Origin of the sequence: Paraburkholderia sp. CHISQ3, from assembly GCF_030464945.1 — a bacterium.
Classification (GTDB): Bacteria; Pseudomonadota; Gammaproteobacteria; order Burkholderiales; family Burkholderiaceae; genus Paraburkholderia; species Paraburkholderia megapolitana.
Genome location: NZ_JALPRG010000007.1, coordinates 302,522 through 320,482 on the forward strand (window position 1 = coordinate 302,522; position 17,961 = coordinate 320,482).

General features: G+C 60.4%; 13 protein-coding genes. 5 read left to right on the forward strand and 8 right to left on the reverse strand.

What is annotated here, in order from left to right; genetic code table 11:
* Positions 1–11: 11 nt before the first annotated feature.
* From M0D65_RS18840 to M0D65_RS18855, 4 genes are all read right to left on the reverse strand, one after another.
* Positions 12–1,703 (reverse strand): fibronectin type III domain-containing protein, encoded by a 1,692-nt coding sequence (locus M0D65_RS18840; RefSeq protein ID WP_091011669.1) that lies wholly within the window; start codon positions 1,701–1,703, stop codon positions 12–14.
* A gap of 217 nt (positions 1,704–1,920) precedes the next feature.
* On the reverse strand, positions 1,921–2,727 hold the full coding sequence (locus M0D65_RS18845; RefSeq protein ID WP_266254030.1) for an isocitrate lyase/phosphoenolpyruvate mutase family protein: 807 nt from the start codon (positions 2,725–2,727) through the stop codon (positions 1,921–1,923).
* Positions 2,728–2,792: 65 nt separating this feature from the next.
* Positions 2,793–4,214 (reverse strand): pyridoxal-dependent decarboxylase, encoded by a 1,422-nt coding sequence (locus M0D65_RS18850; RefSeq protein WP_266254031.1) that lies wholly within the window; start codon positions 4,212–4,214, stop codon positions 2,793–2,795.
* A 112-nt stretch (positions 4,215–4,326) separates the two neighbouring features.
* On the reverse strand, positions 4,327–4,950 hold the full coding sequence (locus tag M0D65_RS18855; protein WP_266254032.1) for a trimeric intracellular cation channel family protein: 624 nt from the start codon (positions 4,948–4,950) through the stop codon (positions 4,327–4,329).
* A gap of 233 nt (positions 4,951–5,183) precedes the next feature.
* Here M0D65_RS18855 and M0D65_RS18860 point away from each other — a divergent pair, with 233 nt between their 5' ends.
* Both M0D65_RS18860 and M0D65_RS18865 read left to right on the forward strand, forming a co-directional pair.
* Positions 5,184–5,765, forward strand: coding sequence for a flavin reductase family protein (locus M0D65_RS18860; protein WP_266254033.1), 582 nt, complete (start codon positions 5,184–5,186; stop codon positions 5,763–5,765).
* 65 nt (positions 5,766–5,830) lie between these two features.
* Positions 5,831–7,252, forward strand: coding sequence for an amidase (locus tag M0D65_RS18865; RefSeq protein ID WP_266254034.1), 1,422 nt, complete (start codon positions 5,831–5,833; stop codon positions 7,250–7,252).
* A 30-nt stretch (positions 7,253–7,282) separates the two neighbouring features.
* Here the strand turns inward: M0D65_RS18865 and M0D65_RS18870 are convergent, their stop codons facing one another.
* Positions 7,283–9,115 (reverse strand): peptidase S10, encoded by a 1,833-nt coding sequence (locus M0D65_RS18870; protein WP_266254035.1) that lies wholly within the window; start codon positions 9,113–9,115, stop codon positions 7,283–7,285.
* 186 nt (positions 9,116–9,301) lie between these two features.
* Between M0D65_RS18870 and M0D65_RS18875 the strand changes: the two genes are divergently transcribed.
* Positions 9,302–10,297, forward strand: coding sequence for a hypothetical protein (locus M0D65_RS18875; protein WP_266254036.1), 996 nt, complete (start codon positions 9,302–9,304; stop codon positions 10,295–10,297).
* Positions 10,298–10,363: 66 nt separating this feature from the next.
* On the opposite strand, the gene M0D65_RS18880 is transcribed toward M0D65_RS18875, so the two are convergent.
* The 3 genes from M0D65_RS18880 to M0D65_RS18890 form a co-directional block, all read right to left on the reverse strand.
* Positions 10,364–11,032, reverse strand: coding sequence for an O-methyltransferase (locus M0D65_RS18880; protein WP_266254037.1), 669 nt, complete (start codon positions 11,030–11,032; stop codon positions 10,364–10,366).
* Between the two features lie 276 nt (positions 11,033–11,308).
* On the reverse strand, positions 11,309–11,986 hold the full coding sequence (locus M0D65_RS18885) for an RraA family protein (RefSeq protein WP_266254038.1): 678 nt from the start codon (positions 11,984–11,986) through the stop codon (positions 11,309–11,311).
* Positions 11,987–12,013: 27 nt separating this feature from the next.
* Positions 12,014–14,575, reverse strand: a complete 2,562-nt coding sequence (locus M0D65_RS18890; protein ID WP_266254039.1) for a phosphocholine-specific phospholipase C — start codon at positions 14,573–14,575, stop codon at positions 12,014–12,016.
* Between the two features lie 576 nt (positions 14,576–15,151).
* Between M0D65_RS18890 and M0D65_RS18895 the strand changes: the two genes are divergently transcribed.
* Together M0D65_RS18895 and M0D65_RS18900 are read left to right on the forward strand one after the other, a co-directional pair.
* Complete coding sequence (locus tag M0D65_RS18895; RefSeq protein ID WP_266254040.1) at positions 15,152–16,528, forward strand: pectin acetylesterase-family hydrolase; 1,377 nt, start codon at positions 15,152–15,154, stop codon at positions 16,526–16,528.
* Positions 16,529–16,666: 138 nt separating this feature from the next.
* Positions 16,667–17,950, forward strand: a complete 1,284-nt coding sequence (locus tag M0D65_RS18900) for an SGNH/GDSL hydrolase family protein (protein ID WP_266254041.1) — start codon at positions 16,667–16,669, stop codon at positions 17,948–17,950.
* Positions 17,951–17,961 lie beyond the last annotated feature (11 nt).

Here is a 17,961-nt window from a genome sequence, read left to right on the forward strand (position 1 = left end):
AACAGCGCGACCTACCAGCCGCGCCGTTGCTTCGACAGCTCGATCGTCTCGAACAGTTCGTAGTTCGCAGTCGGCGTCGTGTCGGCGCCCGGCGCATGGTAGTAGTTCATCGTGATCGTGGTCTTGCCGCCAGGCTCACCCGGATCGTGATCGAACACGGCGATGCCGTAGCCGGTACCGGTGTCGCGTTGTGCGGACCAGATTGCGTCTTCCACGGCATCGGCACCAGGGCGGACGAAGACGCCCGGTTTGGCGGTGTTCGGTACCGGACGATTCGGGCGCGTGAATATCTGCGCCTGCGGTTTACCGTCGCCGGCGTCGACCCCGTAGACGTCGAGCGGTGCGCTCGTGCCGCCGCCGCCCAGGATCAGGTGGATCGTGCCGTGCGTCGTGTCGAAGCGCGTGCTGTCCGGGCTCGGGGACGAGACCGGACGCGGTTGCAGCGTATCGACGACCTGGCCCGTAGCGACGTCGGTGCCCGCGTGGTGATTGCAGCCGCGCACAGGGTAGCTGCGCTCGTAGTCGTGATCGTGTCCGCACAGCACCAGGTCGACGCCATAACGGTCGAACAACGGCAGCCACGCCTCGCGAATGCCCTTGTCCGAACCGTTGCCGGTCTTCGACGAGCTGAGTGCGTCCTGGTGCATCTGCACGACGATCCAGTCGACCTCGCGATCTTCCTCGGCCCAGCGCAGCGTTCTTTCGAGCCAGCGGGTCTGTTCGCCGTTGCTATAGCCGCGCACGTAGAACGACGTGCCCGGTTCGATCGGCGGATTGCCGGTGCTGGCGGCCGGGACCAGCGGGCTTGGACCGGCGACGAATGCGGCGGCGTCCTGGTACACGACATCGTCGGCATCGAGCGAGATGAACAGCACCGAGCTGACGCGGAAGCTGTACCAGCGGCCCGGAAAGCGCGTGCCGTTCTCCGGCAGCGTGTAGCGTGTCAGATACGACTCGTAACCCTGTTCGCCGTTGTTGAATTCGATCTCGTGATTGCCCGGGCAGGGCATCCACGGACGATTCGCCGACGATGTCTGGTTGTTATTGCCGAAGTCGCGCCACACATCGGGCTGATGCGTGGGGTTCAGGTTCGCGTAGCAGAGGTCGCCGTTCAGCAGGTGGAACAGCGGCTGGAAGCGCTCGACGGCCTGCACGGCAAAGCGGCTTTGCGGCGACGACAGGACCCAGCCGGTGTTCGGTGTGGCGAGATCGCCATAGCTGGTCCAGCGAAACGGTGCGCGGCCATGCGGCGCAGTGCGGAAGCTCGCGGTAAACGGCTGGCCGGCGTTGCTGTCGTTGTCGGCGGTGACTTCGTATTCGTAGTCGGTCGAGTGGTGCAGGCCGTGCAGGCGCGCATGGTAAGTGAACACGACCGCGCCGTTGAGCCCATCGGTATAGGTGCGTTGTACGCCGTGCACGGTGATTTTCCGTTCACCGCCGCAAGAGAAATGCACGCGCGGGTTGGTGGCCGGCGCGAGCGATGCCCACGAGATCACGACCTCCGTCGCCGGATTGTTGCCCCACGTCAGATGGATCTGTTCGGGTGTGCCGTCGGGCGTGGCCGTAGTCGCACGGGCCGCCGATGCCAGGCTGCCGGTGGCCGTGGCGAATCCCGATGCGCCCGCGAGCTTGAGGAAGCCGCGGCGCGAAACGGTGGCGGTGGGCTCGGCTGACGGGGTATCGGTAGTCTTCTTGTTCGACATGGATTGTCTCGTCCTTGGGGGAGGAAGCCGACGCATGGCTCCTGCAACGCAGGAAGCACAGGCCGGTATGAAGTAAGTCATCGCCGGCCGCGAGCGCTCACCGCGGCCGGTTGCAAAAACTTACCTTATATTCCAGGACGTGTTACCGGGCTATGACATCGCACTCAACGATGCTCAAGGAGCCTCAAACGTAGCCGTGCCGGACGAGATTCGCGCGCTACAGGTTCTTGAACAGCCCCTGCAACTGCGGGTACGGCATGGAGCCTTCCGACATCGGTTCGGACCGGCCGCTTTCGAGAAATGCGCGCGCAAGTTTCTCGGCTTGCCCCCAAAGCAGCTGCGGAATGCCGGAACCGGCGCTCAGACGCCGCACGCCTAGCGCACCGAGTTCGGCGGCGGCGGGCAGGCCCGGCCATGCCATCACGTTGACCGGCAGCGAGACGCCGGCTACCACCGCCTTGATCGCCTCGGGCTCGTGGAGTGCGGGCACGAACAGACCGTCGGTACCGGCCGATCGATACAACGTGCCGCGCGTAATCGTCTCGCCCAGTCGCGCCGGCACATCGACGAGACCGGCAAGAAAAACGTCGGTCCGTGCATTGACGAAGATATCGAGGCCGGCCTTCGCAGCGGCTTGCCTGATCGCTTCGATTTTCGCGGCGAGCAGACTCGGCGAATCGGGACCGTCTTCGATATTGATGCCGGACACGCCGACGTCGATGAGCCGTAGCGCGAGATCGGCGACAGTGTGTGGGTTGTCGGAGTAGCCGTTCTCGATATCGACGGATAGCGGAACCTTCAGTACCCGCACCATGTTCGCCGCTACATCGATGACACGCTCGACCGGCAGTACGCGGTTATCGGGGTAGCCCATCGCCCACGCGACGCCGGCGCTCGTCGTTGCGATTGCCGGTGCACCGAGACTCTCGAACAACCTCGCGCTGCCCGCGTCCCACGCGTTCGGCAGACGAAGCGGCAAGGTGTTGACGTGTAGCTCGCGAAACTTTTGCGTGAGTTCAGACATGGTGACTCCGATGACTGCAGATTGAGAAAGATCGACGGCGAGCGACGACGGAGCGGACTGCGAACCTAACCGTTCTGCGAGCGCAGGATCTGCTCGACAGCGGCTACTGCACGCGCGATATCCTGCGCGCCGGTTTGCCAGTTGCACACCGATATCCGCATGCAACGCTTGCCGCGCCAGGTTGTATTGCTGAACAGCGCTTCGCCGCTTGCGAGGACCGCGGCGGTTACGGCATCGGTGCGCGCATCGTGATCGTGTTCTGTCGCGCCTGGCCGTGGGTCGAGGAAGCGTACGAGACCCTGGTTGATCGTCGGTGCCCACACCAGCTCCGCACCGGGAAGCGCACCGATGCCGCTCGCGATGCGATGTGCGGCATCGCAACAACGATCGATCAGTGCCGCGACACCTTCGCGGCCCAACTGCCGGAGCGCCGCGTAGGTCGCAACACCGCGACCGCGTCGCGACCAGTCCGGGTTCCAGTCTTTCTGCTCGCGTACGTCGTCGTTGTGCGTGATGTAGCTCGCCTCGTATGACATCGCACTGCGATGCGCCTGTGCATTTGCAACGAACGCAAAACCGCTGTCGTACGGTACGTTGAGCCACTTGTGGCCATCGGTGGTCCACGAGTCCGCCTGTTCTACGCCAACCAGCCGATGGCGGTGCTGTGCGCTGGCGTTGGCCCACAAGCCGAACGCACCGTCGACGTGAACCCACGCCTCGTAGCGATGCGCAAGCGGAATCAGATCGGCGAAACAATCGTACGCACCGATATTCAGATCGCCGGCCTGTAGCAGCACGATCGTGAGCGTGTCGGGATTTTCTTGCAGCGCGCGTTCGAGTGTGGCGTCGTCGAGTTGCCCGGCCTGATTCGCCGGCAGGCCGACCACGGCCGCGGTGCCGAGGCCGAGCATGCGCGTGGCGCGCGCGATGCTGCCGTGGAACTGATCGCTGCTGAGAATGCGCAGCTTCGGCGCGCCGAACAAACCATCGCGTTCGACCTGCCAGCCGCGCCGCGCGAGCAACGCATGACGCGCTGCTGCGAGCGCGGTGACGTGGGCCATCTGGCAGCCGCTCGTCAGCGCAAAGCTTGCGTAGCGAGGCAAGCCGAGCAGGTCCTTCAGCCACGCGCCGCACACCTCTTCGATGACCGCTTCCGCCGGCCCGCAGGAATACGACGCGGCGTTCTGGTCCCATGCACTGGTCAGCCAGTCCGCGGCGAGCGCGGCGGGCAGCGATCCACCGATCACCCAGCCGAAAAACCGTCCACCCGCACTACCGAGAATGCCACCGGCCGTGTCGGCAACGAGTTCATCGACGATCTGTTCGGCGGGCAGGCTCTGCTCGTTCAGCGGCTTCGCAAGACGCTCGCGTAGCGTTTGCAGGCTGGCGGTGGCTGCGACCGGGTTATGCGCGAGATTATCCAGATGCGCGAGCGAGTGACTCAACGCACGTTCCAGGGCAGGACGAAAAATGGAATCGTTGTTCATACATCCTTCCCGATTGGAAACTGGAGACGACCGTCAGCGGAGGCCCAGTTTAGCCAATATCGATTGCTTTGACTGGCCAGATTCGGACATCAATGTCGGGTGATGATCCGCTTCACCACGGCGTTGCTTTGGGCAACTGCCAGCCATGCGTCACCGCGAGGATGCGCAACGCGAAGCACGCGCCAGCGCCTAGCAGCGCGGCGACCATCGGCGACAGGCCGAACCGCCGGCCTGCTACGAGCACGACTGCACCGACGAATGCCGCGCTCGCATAGATGTCGGCGGCGAGCACCATGGGCACGCGCGCGAGCAGGATGTCGCGAACCACACCGCCGCCGACACCCGTAACGGTGCCCATCAACGTCGCGATAAACGGTCCGATGCGGTAGTCGAGCGCTTTCTGCGCACCTGCTACTGCGAACAGCGCGAGCCCCGCGGCATCGAGCGTCATGATCGGCATGAAGGGAAGCGCGCGGGCGGTGTCGTGAAAGACGAAGGTCAGCAGGCCAGTGACAAAGGCAAGCACCGGGTAGCGCCAGTCGCGCACGGCGTTGGGCGGCGTGGCGCCGATCAGCAGGTCGCGGATCACGCCGCCGCCCAGCGCGACCACGAACGACAGCACCATGACGCCCAGCAAATCGAGCCCATGGCGCATCGCGGCGATGGCGCCTTCGAGGGCGAATACCGCGGTGCCGGCCAGATCGGCTGTGAGCACGATCGATTCGATTCTTTTCATTAGCGTCGCGGGCGAAACGGAAGAAGGAGCAGGGTGGTTTGCCGTGGCTGTGCCAATCGCCTCAGCACGGCCGTAGCCTGCTTGCGATGATAACCGCGGTGGGTGTCGGCTGGCGCGGGCGTGTGAGCGAACGGATAGATGTCTAGAATGCTGTCCAGTGCCGTGTGTGGAACGCATGCACGGAAGCCACGGAAATCGACGGGGGCGAGCGCATCGCACCAGAAGGACCCAATATGGACGTCACGAGAAAAAACGTAGATTTGTCGCGCGCGACGCGGCTGCTGAACCACGGCCCAGTCACGGTGATCACGAGCGCGCACGGCGGGCGTTCGAATGTAATGGCCGCAGCGTGGTCGATGCCACTCGACTTCGATCCGCCGAAGATCGTCGTCGTGATCGACAGCCGCACGTTGACGCGCCAGCTGATCGAAGCGAGCGGTGTGTTCGGCTTGCAATTGCCGTCAGTGGGCTTTGCCAGGCAGACCCTGGCGGTGGGCTCGAATACCGGCGAAGGGCTCGACAAGTTCGCCGCGTTCGATCTGGAGACTTTTCCCGGCCAGAAGATTGACGTGCCGATGCTAGTCGGTTGTGTGACGTGGATGGAGTGCAAGGTCATCCCCGATGCAAGCCAGCGTCACGATCTTTTTATCGGCGAAGTGGTGGCCGCTTATGCCGACAGCCGCGTCTATACCGACAACCGCTGGCACTTCGACGACCCCGATCTACGCACCTGCCATTACGTCGCGGGCGGCACGTTCTTCGCAACTGGCGAAGCGTTCGAAGTCGAGCCGGCGCCGCGTGCCGCGCAAGCGTAAGCGGTAGCTCGTGGGCCGCGATTGCCGTGAACAAGGAACAGCGAACAGCGCTTTGCAAGGCAAGCATGAACACTAAAGACAGCAACGACATCGCGTCTATCGATGCCACCGGGCTAGCCGCCATGATCCGGCGCGGCGAGATCAGTGCGCTGGAAGCGGTGGATGCCGCCATCGCGCGCGCGGAAGCCGTTCAGCCCAAGCTCAACTTCATGGCAAAGCCGTTATACGAACGTGCACGTCAGCGCGTCCGGGGCGGCAATCTCACGGGACCGTTTGCGGGCGTACCTTTCCTGCTCAAGGACATGTACGACATGAAGGGCAGCAAGACCCGCTGGGGCTCGCGGCTGACCTGGCTGATGCCGGCTGCTCGCAGAAACAGCCCGCAAGTGGACGCCTACGAGGCTGCGGGTCTCGTGATCATCGGACGATCGACGATGAGCGAGTTCGGTTTTCTGCCGACCACCGAAGCACTGGCTTGTGGGCCGACACGCAACCCATGGGATCTGGGCCACACGCCCGGAGGCTCTTCGGGTGGCTCTGCTGCGGCAGTCGCTGCGGGCGTGGTGCCGATGGCCGATGCAGCCGACGGCGGCGGCTCGATCCGTATTCCCGCGTCGTGCTGCGGGCTGTTCGGACTGAAGCCGTCGTTTGGCCGTTTGATCGGGGATCAGGAGCAGGCAGCGGGATTCGATCTGACCGCGGAACACTGCGTATCGCGTACGGTGCGCGATTCCGCGGGGCTGTTTGCTGCGATGGAACGCACGGGGACATCGGCGGTTTTGCCACCTGTCGGCGCGGTTACCGCACCGTCCGCGAGGCGGCTGCGTGTCGGTTACTTCATCGACAGGGTGGTTGACGGTCAAGCGCCGGACCCGGAGGTCGTATCGTCCATAGAGAACACGCTTCGTCTGCTCGAAGGGCTTGGGCATCACGTGGAACCGACGGCGCTTCCGTTCGACGGCGCCATCACCTTCAAGGATTTCCTTACGCTCTTTACGAGCGCTGCTGCGGAAACAGTGGACATCGCTCGCAAGGCGCTTCTGGGTATCAAGCCCAACCGGTTTCTGCTCGAACCGTTGACGCTCGAAATGGCAACCTACGCGAAGCGACTACCCGCCGACGAACTGACGAATGCAAAGACCCGACTGACTGCGGCGGCATCGACTTATAACGACTGGTTCAATCGCTTCGATGTCATCGTTTCGCCTGTGCTTGCGCAGCCACCTGTGCCGATCGGCGCGATACACGGCGCGCTGTCGTTCGAGACGGTCCTTGAGCGCGTCAGTCGTTACGCCATCTACACCATGATGCACAACGCGTTCGGTGCGCCGGCCATGAGCGTGCCGCTGCACTGGAGTGTTGCGGGTTTGCCGATCGGCGTGCAATTCGCAACTCGTTTCGGTGACGAGCGAACCTTGTTCGAACTTGCCTATGAACTGGAAGCGGCTAAGCCGTGGGCTGACAAACGGCCGCCGTTGTTTGTTTGAACGGCGGCATCTCGACGTTTTTCCAGGCGCTTAAGGCGCCATTGCCTGCATGACGGATGCACTGCCCGGCGGACTGCCAGTCGGCTCGCTAGCCGGGTCTTCGTCGCGCCACGGCAGAGGCAAGGTCGCAAGTGTCAACGCACCCGGGATCGCCTTCGCATGATAGAAAAGTTCCAGGCCCGATTTCATCTGCGGACGCGCGACGTCGTCCAGATAAATCATGTGGCCGCCCTGGAAGAAAGTCACCTGCAGGTTCGGATTCAGACCCGGTACTGTCTGGAGCCGCGCGAGCTGCTTCTCGGTACTGAAGAACGGTGTGTCCAGATCGTGATAGCCATTTTCCGAATACACCTCGAGCCGCGGGTTAAGCGTTAACGCACCCAGCAGATCGGGGATCGTATCGGGCATCGGTTGTCCATCGTGCGTGAAGTCCCAGGTATTGACGAGGGTTCGATTCAACAGCACGTAGGTCGCATTGGGCGCCGTATAGCCGAGGTAGTCCGGCATCTGCGTAGCGAGCGCGTTCGTAAATGGCTGCGAGATCATGATGTCCGACGGGTCGGGGTCCGCCTGCAACCGTGGGTCCGAATTCGGCAATGACACGCGTCCATCGTATGCACCGATCGTCGTGCCGGGTATCAGGCTGTTGTAAATCGGATTGGCGCTGAAGTAACCCTGTAATGCCTGCAGCGTCATGCCCGACTGTGTTGTCCACGACTGCAGCGTCCGCGTGGCCGGATACACGGGCGGGCCGAACAGACTGGGTACGCCATCCTGACTCAGCGCCCAGGTCGCCGCATATTGCTGGAAGTGGTGGTACTGCTGCGTGCCGAACTGTTCCACCTGCTGCGCGTAGGCGGCCTGACTGACCGGTGCAGGCGATACCAGGTTGTAGTACGCCGCGACCTCCGCGTACTCCGGCAGGAATCCTTCCAGCGTATCGGTCGCGAGTTTCAGGCCGGCGGGTGTGCCCGTCACGCCGACCGCGTACGACGCGTCCGCGAAGAAATTCAGAATCGAGGATTGCAACACGATTCCCGTCAGATGCACACCTGCAGATTCGAGCGCCAGCGCCATCATGTCGGTACGCGGCGTGCCGTACGATTCTCCGTAGAGATACAGCGGCGACTTGCTGCGATTGTTCACCGTGATATAGCGCTCGACGAAATCGCGCATGACGTCGGCATCCTCGTCGGAGCCCCAGAACGACTGGTTCGTGTTCGGCAGGACCGCTTCGGAAAGTCCGGTGCCAGGAGGGTCGATATACACGAGGTCCGTCGTGGCGATCAGACTGTCCTTGTTGTCGACGAGCGGATAGTTCGGCCAGTTGTTGCCGAACAGCGGATCGGGTGTTGCGACGCGCGTGGGTGCGAACGAGCCGAGCCGCAACCAGATCGACGACGAACCCGGGCCGCCGTTATAGAAGAAGGTGACAGGCCGCGGCGCGCCGTTCGAGCTGGGCGCGGTATACGCGACATAGGACATCGATGCTTCGGGGTTGCCTTTCGAGTCGGCCGCAGTCAGGTGGCCCGTGGTGGTCGTGTAGTCGATCGTAGTGCCGCCGGAGGTCCACCGATGCTGCATGATCGCCGCCTGCTCGGAAACCTGCGATGCAGCCAGGCCATCGGCGGCGTTCACCGAGTAGGCAACCGGATCGATGTAGGTTTGATTGCCTGTCGGTGGACTGGCTTGCTGGCTGGCGGTTTGCTTCAGGTTTGCCGCGGAGGATGATGTGCTGCCATCTCCGCCGCCGCAACCAGCGAGAATCGCGACAGCTGTTGTGATGGCGGCGATTGCTGCCAGGCGGCCCCGATGGCCGTGATGGTTAGAGTGGTTATCAGTACAGGTCTGCGCTGTTTTCATCTCTATCCTTGGGGAGGGCTGAGAGACCATTTCACAAAACCAGTGTCGGGGTTCGTTAATAGTGCATTGGTACCATTGTTTCCTGTTGTATTGCTTTAGTTGAGGAATTTTTGAGTGCACACGCGCCATGTGATTGACACAGCGTTTCGTATTCCCCGATAACTGGCAATGAAAAGAGACGATCAAATGAAAGCTACTTATCGCACTGCTGGTTGGCTCATGCTGGCCCTGATCCCGGAGATTTGCCTGGCGGAAGCGGGCCAGGTCGACGCGGTCGGGTTGCTCCTCCTTCTGCTTTCCGTGGTGGTATTTGTGGTTGTCTGGTTGGTTATGGCGTTCGGGCTTTTCCGGCTCTTGCGCAAATCCTCGGCCAGAAAGCGTTTGAGTCTGGTCGGCCTGTTTCTCGCTCTACCCGTGATCGCCCTATACAGCTGGGGTCCTATCGATCAGTTTCTCGGTACACCAGGCACGCGTGTCGAAGGCGTCGCGGAGAGTCCCGTCGTGGTAGCGGGCGTGACGTTTCCGGCAGGCACCCAGATACAGTACGAACAGACTGGCGGTGGGTACTGGCACAAAACTCCGATCGGAGCGCAGGGAGATAAGGCCGTCATGCTGGGACCGGTCGAGATCAAACGACTCTGGCGGGAAGATGTGGACCGCAACATGTTGAGCCTCTCGTTGACCCGGGATCAGACCATCGATGGATGGTCATGCAGCGCGGATCCAGACACCGCGGTAGAAATGAAACTGACGGATACACAGCCGAGATTTCAAAGCTGCCAGCTTGCTGCGCCGAGAACGATCGACGGGATCGACTGGCCCATATTTACCGAAGTCACGAGAGCAGATAACGGAGACTGGGCGCTGTTGTGGAACACCGTCGTGCACAAGAACAGCCAGCCCGTGACAGCCTTTGGGTTTCCCCTGCAGGGCATGCAAGCAACCTACAGCGCCTCGCTCGCATTGAAGCAGTGGTCAGCTGATTCGTACAGTAGCGATACCAAGGTGGGTGACTATGTGTTTTCGAAGGACGGCTCGACCGACCTGACCTGGGTAACTGGCGGCGATATTCGTATCGAAGGGAATGGCAAAAACGTCAAGACCGGTGAAGCAATCAACTGCCTGTTGATGCAGTCCAAAGGACTTCGGTTCACACCCTGCACGCGAACGACGAATGACTGATGACTGGACGTGGAGAATCTCTATGGCCCCCGCTGAGGTTGACTCACTCAGCGGATTTTCAATCGCTCACATCGCGGTATCAGGTTCGACCAGTATCGAAACTTCAACGTCATCGAATCGAGCTGAGACGAATCGACCGCTCTTGTGAATGTAGTCTACGAAATCAGGCGCATCGTTGACGTTGTCGGCAACGATGATTGAACCTTCGCGCAGATTCGATTCGACAAGACTTAAAACTGGTTTGTAATGTTGCTTGGCGCCGTCCAGGAAGAGCATGTCCACGGTGTCGGGCAGATCGGTTGCAAGCGTGCGCAAGGCGTCACCCTCGCGGATATCGACAAAGTCTGAGAGATTGGCCCGCTGGATATTGGCACGCAGTCTCGCGACCTTCGATGGCTCGAATTCCGACGTGATGAGGACACCCCCACCGTTGTCTTTCAGCGCTGCGGCCAGGTGCAACGTCGAAACACCGAAGGATGCGCCGAATTCGACAATCGACTTCATCCGGTGATTGCGCGCCAGGATGTACAGCAGGTTTGCCGCAGCTCGGGAAACGGCGAGATGGACATCTTTGGCCAGGGAATAGAGCGTGAACGGATCGGTCGTGCGTAGCTTTGCGCGTTCGTCGTCAGTCATTTGGCCGATGCGCTGCATGAATATCGATTTGCTGCTTTCTGAATCTTCAAAGAGTTGGTCTAGCAGCGGGGCAAGCGGAGTGCTGGATAGGGTGTTCAAGGTTAACGTCCCGATGGAATGATTGTGACGCCAGTCAACTTTGGCGACATGGACTCACCACCATGCATTGCTTGGTGGTCCGCCAGGAGAGTGGTTCGACATGGAAGACAATTTCTCCCGCCGTCGATTCAGCACGTGTCCGTGCTCGCCTCTCGCGTTGATGACGAACGACCGGGGAAAATATTGTTGGCCTGAGACTTTTGCTTGAAAGGAACCAGGCTCAGACTGCGCTTCACGCGTGTCTGATTGTGTGGCGGACCCTGAACGTCGCCCGAGTCAGAACTTCCCGTACTGCAGATACGCCTGCTGCGGATCGATGCCATCGAGGATGGCCTTGCGAACGAGGTTTTCGTTGCTCATCGCTTGCTCCGCAAGCTGCAGTATCCGTTCGAGACGAGCCTGCGGAATACACACCACGCCATCGCGGTCGCCGAACAGGTAGTCGCCCGGGTGAATCTTTACATCGCCAATGCGGACCGGGACATCGAAGGCGTCGGGCAACCAGTAGCCGACCACATCGCGAGGCGTATAGTAGCGATGCCAGACCTGAAATCCGATGCCTATGATGAACTCCGAATCGCGCACACCGCCATCGGCGATGACACCCCGCACGCCTTTGTACTTGAGGGTTTCCGAAGACAATTCGCCCATGTGCGCGACGGTCGAATCGTTCGGCTGGATCACGAGCACATGGTCCGGCCTGGCCCTGGATAGCAATCCGGTCCATTGCAGTAGTGTCTCGTGACCGTTAGCGGCAGGATCGACCCGGCCGCTGACAGTGAACGCCGGGCCACACATCTTTTGACCGGGAATCAGTGGGCGTAACGTAGGTGGGAGCGTGAAATCGCGCAACCCATCGGCCCGCATGACGTCATGAAGGATGCCGGAGTAACACTTTTCCAGGCGCTCCAGATAAGCGGAGTTCTGCTGTTCGATCTCTTTGGCGTTGCTCATCTCGTCTCCTTCAGTGAGATGGACTGTTCAAAGCCAGGAAAACCACGAAGCGATTGTTTTTGTCATCGTAGTCACCGTGTCGGCGACCAGCTTCGCCGTCGATTGCACAACGTTGCCGACAGCACTACCGATTGAAGAGATCGCCACACCGACACTTTGAAGCGCAGTTTTAGCGATCGCAGGAACACCCGCCAATAGCGCAAGCGGTGCAGCAACAACGGCGGTCAACAACGCGATACCCGTTCCGCTTCCGCTAAACAGATTCTGAGCAGCTGATGCAATCGGCGAGAATGCTTCGGACAGGACGCCTGCTACTGTCAATCCCGTTTCGACCACCACCGTGGTAACGCCGTTGACCACCGTCTCGCCTCCCGTTTTCACAGCATCGCCGGTCTGCGTAAGGTCCTGCCCGATGTTGATCTGCGCGTCCGGGTTACCGCTGGCGCTACTCGCGTTCGTCATCTTCGGATCGGTACGGCTTTCGAGGCCGGTTTCCAGGTGACCTGCGTAACGCCAGATAAAACGGCTGCCGATATCGCAGGACACGGTCACGTCGTACCAGTGATCGTGGCCCTCGATCGACACGGTGAATGTCTTCGATGTGCCAGCGGCAACAATCAGCGATTGCGTGGTGTTGCCATAGCTTTCCGTGAGATTGAACGTAACCGGTTTGGTCGACGGGTTGGTGAACGCGAGAACGACGTTGTCGAAAGACGATGCGTTCTGCGTGAAACCCACTGACGGAAGCGCATTGGCCTCGGTTCTATCGGCCGGAATCACGCCGGCGAATTGCACCAGGAAACCGTTAGGGCCGTACACAGAACACGCATACGCACCTGTCGATTGCGGGATGGTTCTTAGCGTCTTTCCCGCTTCGATCGTGTAGTGAAAAGGACGTTGAGAGGCCGTGCCAGGATTGGTGTACGCAATCAGTGCGATGCCCGCAGGCCCGTTGTTCGCGCATGTCAGCTCAAGTCCCTTGCCGCCATGCACTGCGCCGTTCACCAGCAGCTTGTAGGGCAGAGGACGTGCAGTCCGCTGCTGGGTCTCCCATGTCGGAAGCGCTTGCGACGACGGTACCGTTGGCGCCGGCATGAGGTACGTGTCGAGATGGGTAACGGAGCTGGGCAGGTTGTTCGGCCAGGAAGCCGGTGATCCAGCGAAATCGAACGCCGATGTAAGGTCGCCGCAGATGGCTCTACGCCACGGCGAGATGTTCTTGCATTGCACGTCGGTCGCGCTTTTGCCCTTGGCGATAAGCCAGGTCTCCAGAAAGCGCAATACGGAGGTATGGTCGAACAGTTCGGAACAGACCTTCCCGCCAGTGCTCCACGGAGAGATGACATGCATCGGTACACGCGGCCCGAGGCCCGTGGGCTGCCCCAACCATATCTCGTCGGGGCCGAAGTCTGTCATGGTTGCCGCGCCATAGTTCTGACCCGCGATCGAAACCGGCGCAATGGGTGCCGGTATGTGATCGAAGAATCCGTCGATTTCGTCGTAGTTCAGAATGAACACCGTCTTTGACCAGACCTCCGGATTGCTGGACAGGGCGGTCAGCACTCTCGCCACAAAGTCCCCGCCTGCTCCAGGTGTGTTCGCCGGATGTTCACTGACCCATTGCGGCGGCACGATCCACGATACCTGGGGAAGCGTATCGGCCTGAACGTCCTTGTGCAGTGCCTGAACCAGCGCATCACCGTTCGAGTGATTGGCATCGTCGCCGAACGGCTGATCGATGAAGGTTCGGCCGTTCAGGTAAAGCGCCCGGCTGACAGGATCGGGAGTGTCTGCGCTCAGCACTTTTCCGTTTGAGTCGACGCGAAACTGCTTGAAAAACTGCAGACCGTTGTCGGCAAAGTTATCCAGCTCCTGATACAGCTTCCATGACACGCCCGCCTGTTGCAGCACTTCGGCATAGGTCTGCCAGTTCGGCATCTGCGCAATCTGCGAGTTGTCGTCGTAGCGGATATCGCTCACGTCGATCAGGCCTACTGTGCTGGTCGGAAGCACGGCGGAATCCGTACATGTTCCAGACCAGAAGTAGGTTCGATTCGGATTGGTGTTCCCAAAAAAAGAGGCATGGTACTCATCGCAGACCGTGAACGCATCGGCAAGCGCGTAGTAGAACGGTAGATCTCCACGGTTGAAGTAACCCATGGTCATCGAAGTCTTCTGCGCGATCCACGCATCCCAGTTTTGCCACGCGAGCTGGCTGCCCTTCCAGGCGTTGGACGTCGATGTCTCTAGTGCGCTGGTGCCGTTGACATCGAAGTGGAACGGCAGCACGTAGTTGTCCGCGTTGCTCGGGTCCGGCTGATACCAGACTGGCTTGCCGGTCGACAACGGTGCGGGCCGTGGATCGCCGAAGCCGCGCACGCCAGCGAGGGTGCCGAAGTAATGGTCAAACGAACGGTTTTCCTGCATCAGGATGACGACGTGCTCGACGTCCTGAATCGTGCCGGTTACGCGGTTCGGACTGACGGCGAGCGCATTGCGGATGCTGGGTGGAAAGACCGACAGCAGTGCGGCAGCGCCCGCTGTCTGGGCACTCAGCTTCAGGAAGTCACGGCGGTCGTATGAGGTCATGAGTCCGATCCTTAGCGCGGAATTCAACTCCAGAGGACTTCTACATCGGTCGCACTGCCGTGCCTCACAGCCTGTAGACGACGTGCGTCAGCCCTGGTTGCTGACGCAGCACAGAGCTTGGTCAAGGTTTATGACCGTCGGATGGCAATACCTCAAAAATACACAAATTGTCACATATTGCCTCGCACCGTCGGAACGGTAGCTCATCAGAACTGGTTGGGCAAGGAAAACATGTGTGAGAGATGGAGAGAGGCAGTCGGTCGCTCGAAGCGAGTCTCTGGCTCGCCCACACGAATGACCGAATCGGACCCACCGATGGCCATTTGCCCACTTCAACAGATGATTGACTGCTCCTACATTGCACGTTACCGGTGATGTCCCGGTTGCCAGACCCCCAGAGTCCGGCGTTGCGCTCGAACAGTTCGTTATCCGATCTTCATGTTTGTCGGCCGTGTGTAGCAGGTCGCTTTCTCGCAGTACGCCTCATGTTGCACGCATCGGGCGTAGTTCCCGCATAACCGCACTGCCCCGATAGAGGACGGCGGAACAACGGATATCCATTCACAGGGAGGAACAATGTTGACGCTCAAGCAGCTCAAGCAATTTCTCATGATGATCCTGCTGGGCATGGCTGCATTCAACAGCCATGCGTCGGATACAACCCCGCCTGATTCATCCATTCCGTACTACTCCTGGTATGAGGTGACCTTGCCAGAGAGCACCGGTGCAGACTGCGGCAACGGAACACCGCTGCGGTTCTATGTAAACCGTGCGCAGTCCGACAACATGCTGTTGATGATGGAGCCGGGCGGCGCCTGCTGGGACTACGGCACCTGTACGCAGACATCGACGGGTGCGGAGGCAGGACTCGGTGGCTTCAACCCCGATGGCATTCCGCATAACTACATGAATGCCACGTTGAACGAGAGCCTGTTTTCGTCGTTGATCTCGCCGCTGATGACGCGTATGGATCTTTCGCACATTCTCGTCGGCGAACCCGCGGTGGAAACGCAGAACTGGACGCAGGTCTTCATCCCATACTGCTCGGGCGATATTCACATGGGTAGCGCGGTGCGCACCTACACGTCACCGACGGGCGACTGGCGCGTTCAGCACTTCAGCGGCCTGAAGAACACTCAGGCCGTCACCCAATGGCTGGTCGATCATGGCTTTGGCAAGCCGAGCCGTCTGATGGTCTACGGGACAAGCGCAGGTGGGTACGGAACGCTCGGCAACTACGCATCGATCCGTAAAACACTGCAACCGCAGGCCAGCAGCTCGCTGTTGAACGACGCGGGGACGGTCCTGAATACCCCGTTCAATGCCGACCCGGCAACGCATCCGTCGGTGGGGTTGTACACGAGGGTTCGCGCCGAATGGGACCTGGCCGGACCGAACGGCATGATCACGCTGAACAGCAAGCTTCTTAAGAACTACGATCTCAACAACATGGGTAGCGCGTATGTGGCGCTATCGACAACCTTCCCGCACGACCGGTTCGGTTACTCGACCTACCAGCAGGATGCAATCGAGGCGGCCTACCACTATCGGGCATTCGTGCCGGCAGTGATCGCGGCACCGGACGATGCGACGAAGGATGCGCTATCGCTAGCCATGTACGACAAGGAGCTGGATGGCCTGAAGCAGGTATTGAACCCGCTGCCGAACTTCGGCTATTACATGCCATGGGCACGTAGCGACCTCATGCACAACCACCAGGTGACTGCGATCAGCTTCACGGGATCGGACATCCACGAGAACGGTATCAATTCGAACGTCGGCGACTTCGTCAATGACCTGCTCAACCAGAAAGACCCGTCCGATACGCCGGTGATGAAAGTGTTCCGAACCGAGCAATGGTCGGACCTCTCCTTCTCGACCTTCCTCGCCTGGCTCGACAGCATTCTCAATCTAACCGGAGAAGCTGGGCCGATTTCGACCCACAAGTCCTGATCTTTGCCCGCGCCGGCCGCCATCCGATTGGGACGGCGTAGCCGGCGCGACACGGATCTAAGTGGGAAGTCGCCAGGGGAAACCAATGCGACAGCCAAGGGAACAGACTCGCTTGCGATAACACACATCGGAAACCGCATGAATAGAAATGCATTGGCAAAGCGTAGACGGCTTTTCGCGAATGTGTGGCGACGGGTTACGGGCCTGTCGCTGATCGCTGCAGTGGCAGCATGTGGTGGCGTCGACAGCAACACGAGCCAGTGGGTTGCAAGCTGGTATGCCGCGCAGCAGAACTACAACGAGGTACCTCCCCCTATCATCGACCCGTCCCTACCGCCTCTCACGATTTCGAACCAGACGGTTCGTCAGATCGTACATACGTCGTACGGCGGTAGTCAGATTCGCATCAAGCTATCCAATCTCTTTGGTACTACGCCCGTGACGTTTGCAGCAGTGCACGTGGCACGAAGCACAGGAAACGGTAACGTCGACACGACCACCGACAGGACAGTGACCTTCTCTGGTCAGGGTAGCGTGACCCTGACGGCTGGCGCGGAGATGTGGAGCGACAGCGTAACCATTTCATCTCCCGCACAGTCGGATCTCGCGGTCAGCCTGTTCATTCAGGGCAACGCGCCGGTTGTGACGGCACACGTGACTGGCCAGCAAACCAACTACCTTGCGCCTGGCAACCAGTCGAGCGCGGGGTCACTGAGCGGAGCCACAACCAACCTGGCTGGCGTCTGGCCGTACTACTGGCTGAGCGAAGTCGACGTATCGAGTGCGGACAAGGTGAAGGTGATCGTAACGTTCGGCGATTCGATTACGGATGGGTACCAGTCGACGGTCGACACCAATCATCGCTGGCCGAACTTCTTCGACGATCGCGTGCAGGCTGCGGTGGGCAGCGTCGGCAGGGCAAGTGTCGTGAACGCGGGGATTTCGGGGAACCGCTGGCTGCAGGACATCATCGGTCCGGCTGGACAGGGTCGCTTTGCGCGCGATGTAACGGGCGTATCGGGCGCGACTCACGTCGTGATTCTGCTGGGCATCAACGATATTGGATTCGGCATGGCTGTACCTGCAGAAGCAGAGTCATCGGATCAGATCATCGCTGCGATCAATGCGGCAATTGCGCAGGCGAAGAACCGGAAGATGAAGGTGTTTCTCGCGACGTTATTGCCCTATCAGGGCGCTGACTATTTCGACGCGGCCGGCGAGACGAAGCGGCAGGCGATAAATGCCTATATCCGTTCTGCTTCGGGTGTCGATGGCGTCATTGACTTCGACAAGGCCATGCAGGACCCATCTAATCCTGCGACGTTGCTTCCCGCCTACGACAGCGGTGATCACCTTCACCCCAACGATGCGGGATATCAGGCAATGGCCAATGCGATCGATCTGAATCTGCTTAACAGGTGATGTCTGCGGCG

Excerpts from the sequence above, each read along its gene's own strand:
- M0D65_RS18840 (WP_091011669.1), bottom strand. The coding sequence starts at position 1,703 with ATGTCGAACAAGAAGACTACCGATACCCCGTCAGCCGAGCCCACCGCC.
- M0D65_RS18845 (WP_266254030.1), bottom strand. The coding sequence starts at position 2,727 with ATGTCTGAACTCACGCAAAAGTTTCGCGAGCTACACGTCAACACCTTG.
- M0D65_RS18850 (WP_266254031.1), bottom strand. The coding sequence starts at position 4,214 with ATGAACAACGATTCCATTTTTCGTCCTGCCCTGGAACGTGCGTTGAGT.
- M0D65_RS18855 (WP_266254032.1), bottom strand. The coding sequence starts at position 4,950 with ATGAAAAGAATCGAATCGATCGTGCTCACAGCCGATCTGGCCGGCACC.
- M0D65_RS18860 (WP_266254033.1), top strand. The coding sequence starts at position 5,184 with ATGGACGTCACGAGAAAAAACGTAGATTTGTCGCGCGCGACGCGGCTG.
- M0D65_RS18865 (WP_266254034.1), top strand. The coding sequence starts at position 5,831 with ATGAACACTAAAGACAGCAACGACATCGCGTCTATCGATGCCACCGGG.
- M0D65_RS18870 (WP_266254035.1), bottom strand. The coding sequence starts at position 9,115 with ATGAAAACAGCGCAGACCTGTACTGATAACCACTCTAACCATCACGGC.
- M0D65_RS18875 (WP_266254036.1), top strand. The coding sequence starts at position 9,302 with ATGAAAGCTACTTATCGCACTGCTGGTTGGCTCATGCTGGCCCTGATC.
- M0D65_RS18885 (WP_266254038.1), bottom strand. The coding sequence starts at position 11,986 with ATGAGCAACGCCAAAGAGATCGAACAGCAGAACTCCGCTTATCTGGAG.
- M0D65_RS18890 (WP_266254039.1), bottom strand. The coding sequence starts at position 14,575 with ATGACCTCATACGACCGCCGTGACTTCCTGAAGCTGAGTGCCCAGACA.
- M0D65_RS18895 (WP_266254040.1), top strand. The coding sequence starts at position 15,152 with ATGTTGACGCTCAAGCAGCTCAAGCAATTTCTCATGATGATCCTGCTG.
- M0D65_RS18900 (WP_266254041.1), top strand. The coding sequence starts at position 16,667 with ATGAATAGAAATGCATTGGCAAAGCGTAGACGGCTTTTCGCGAATGTG.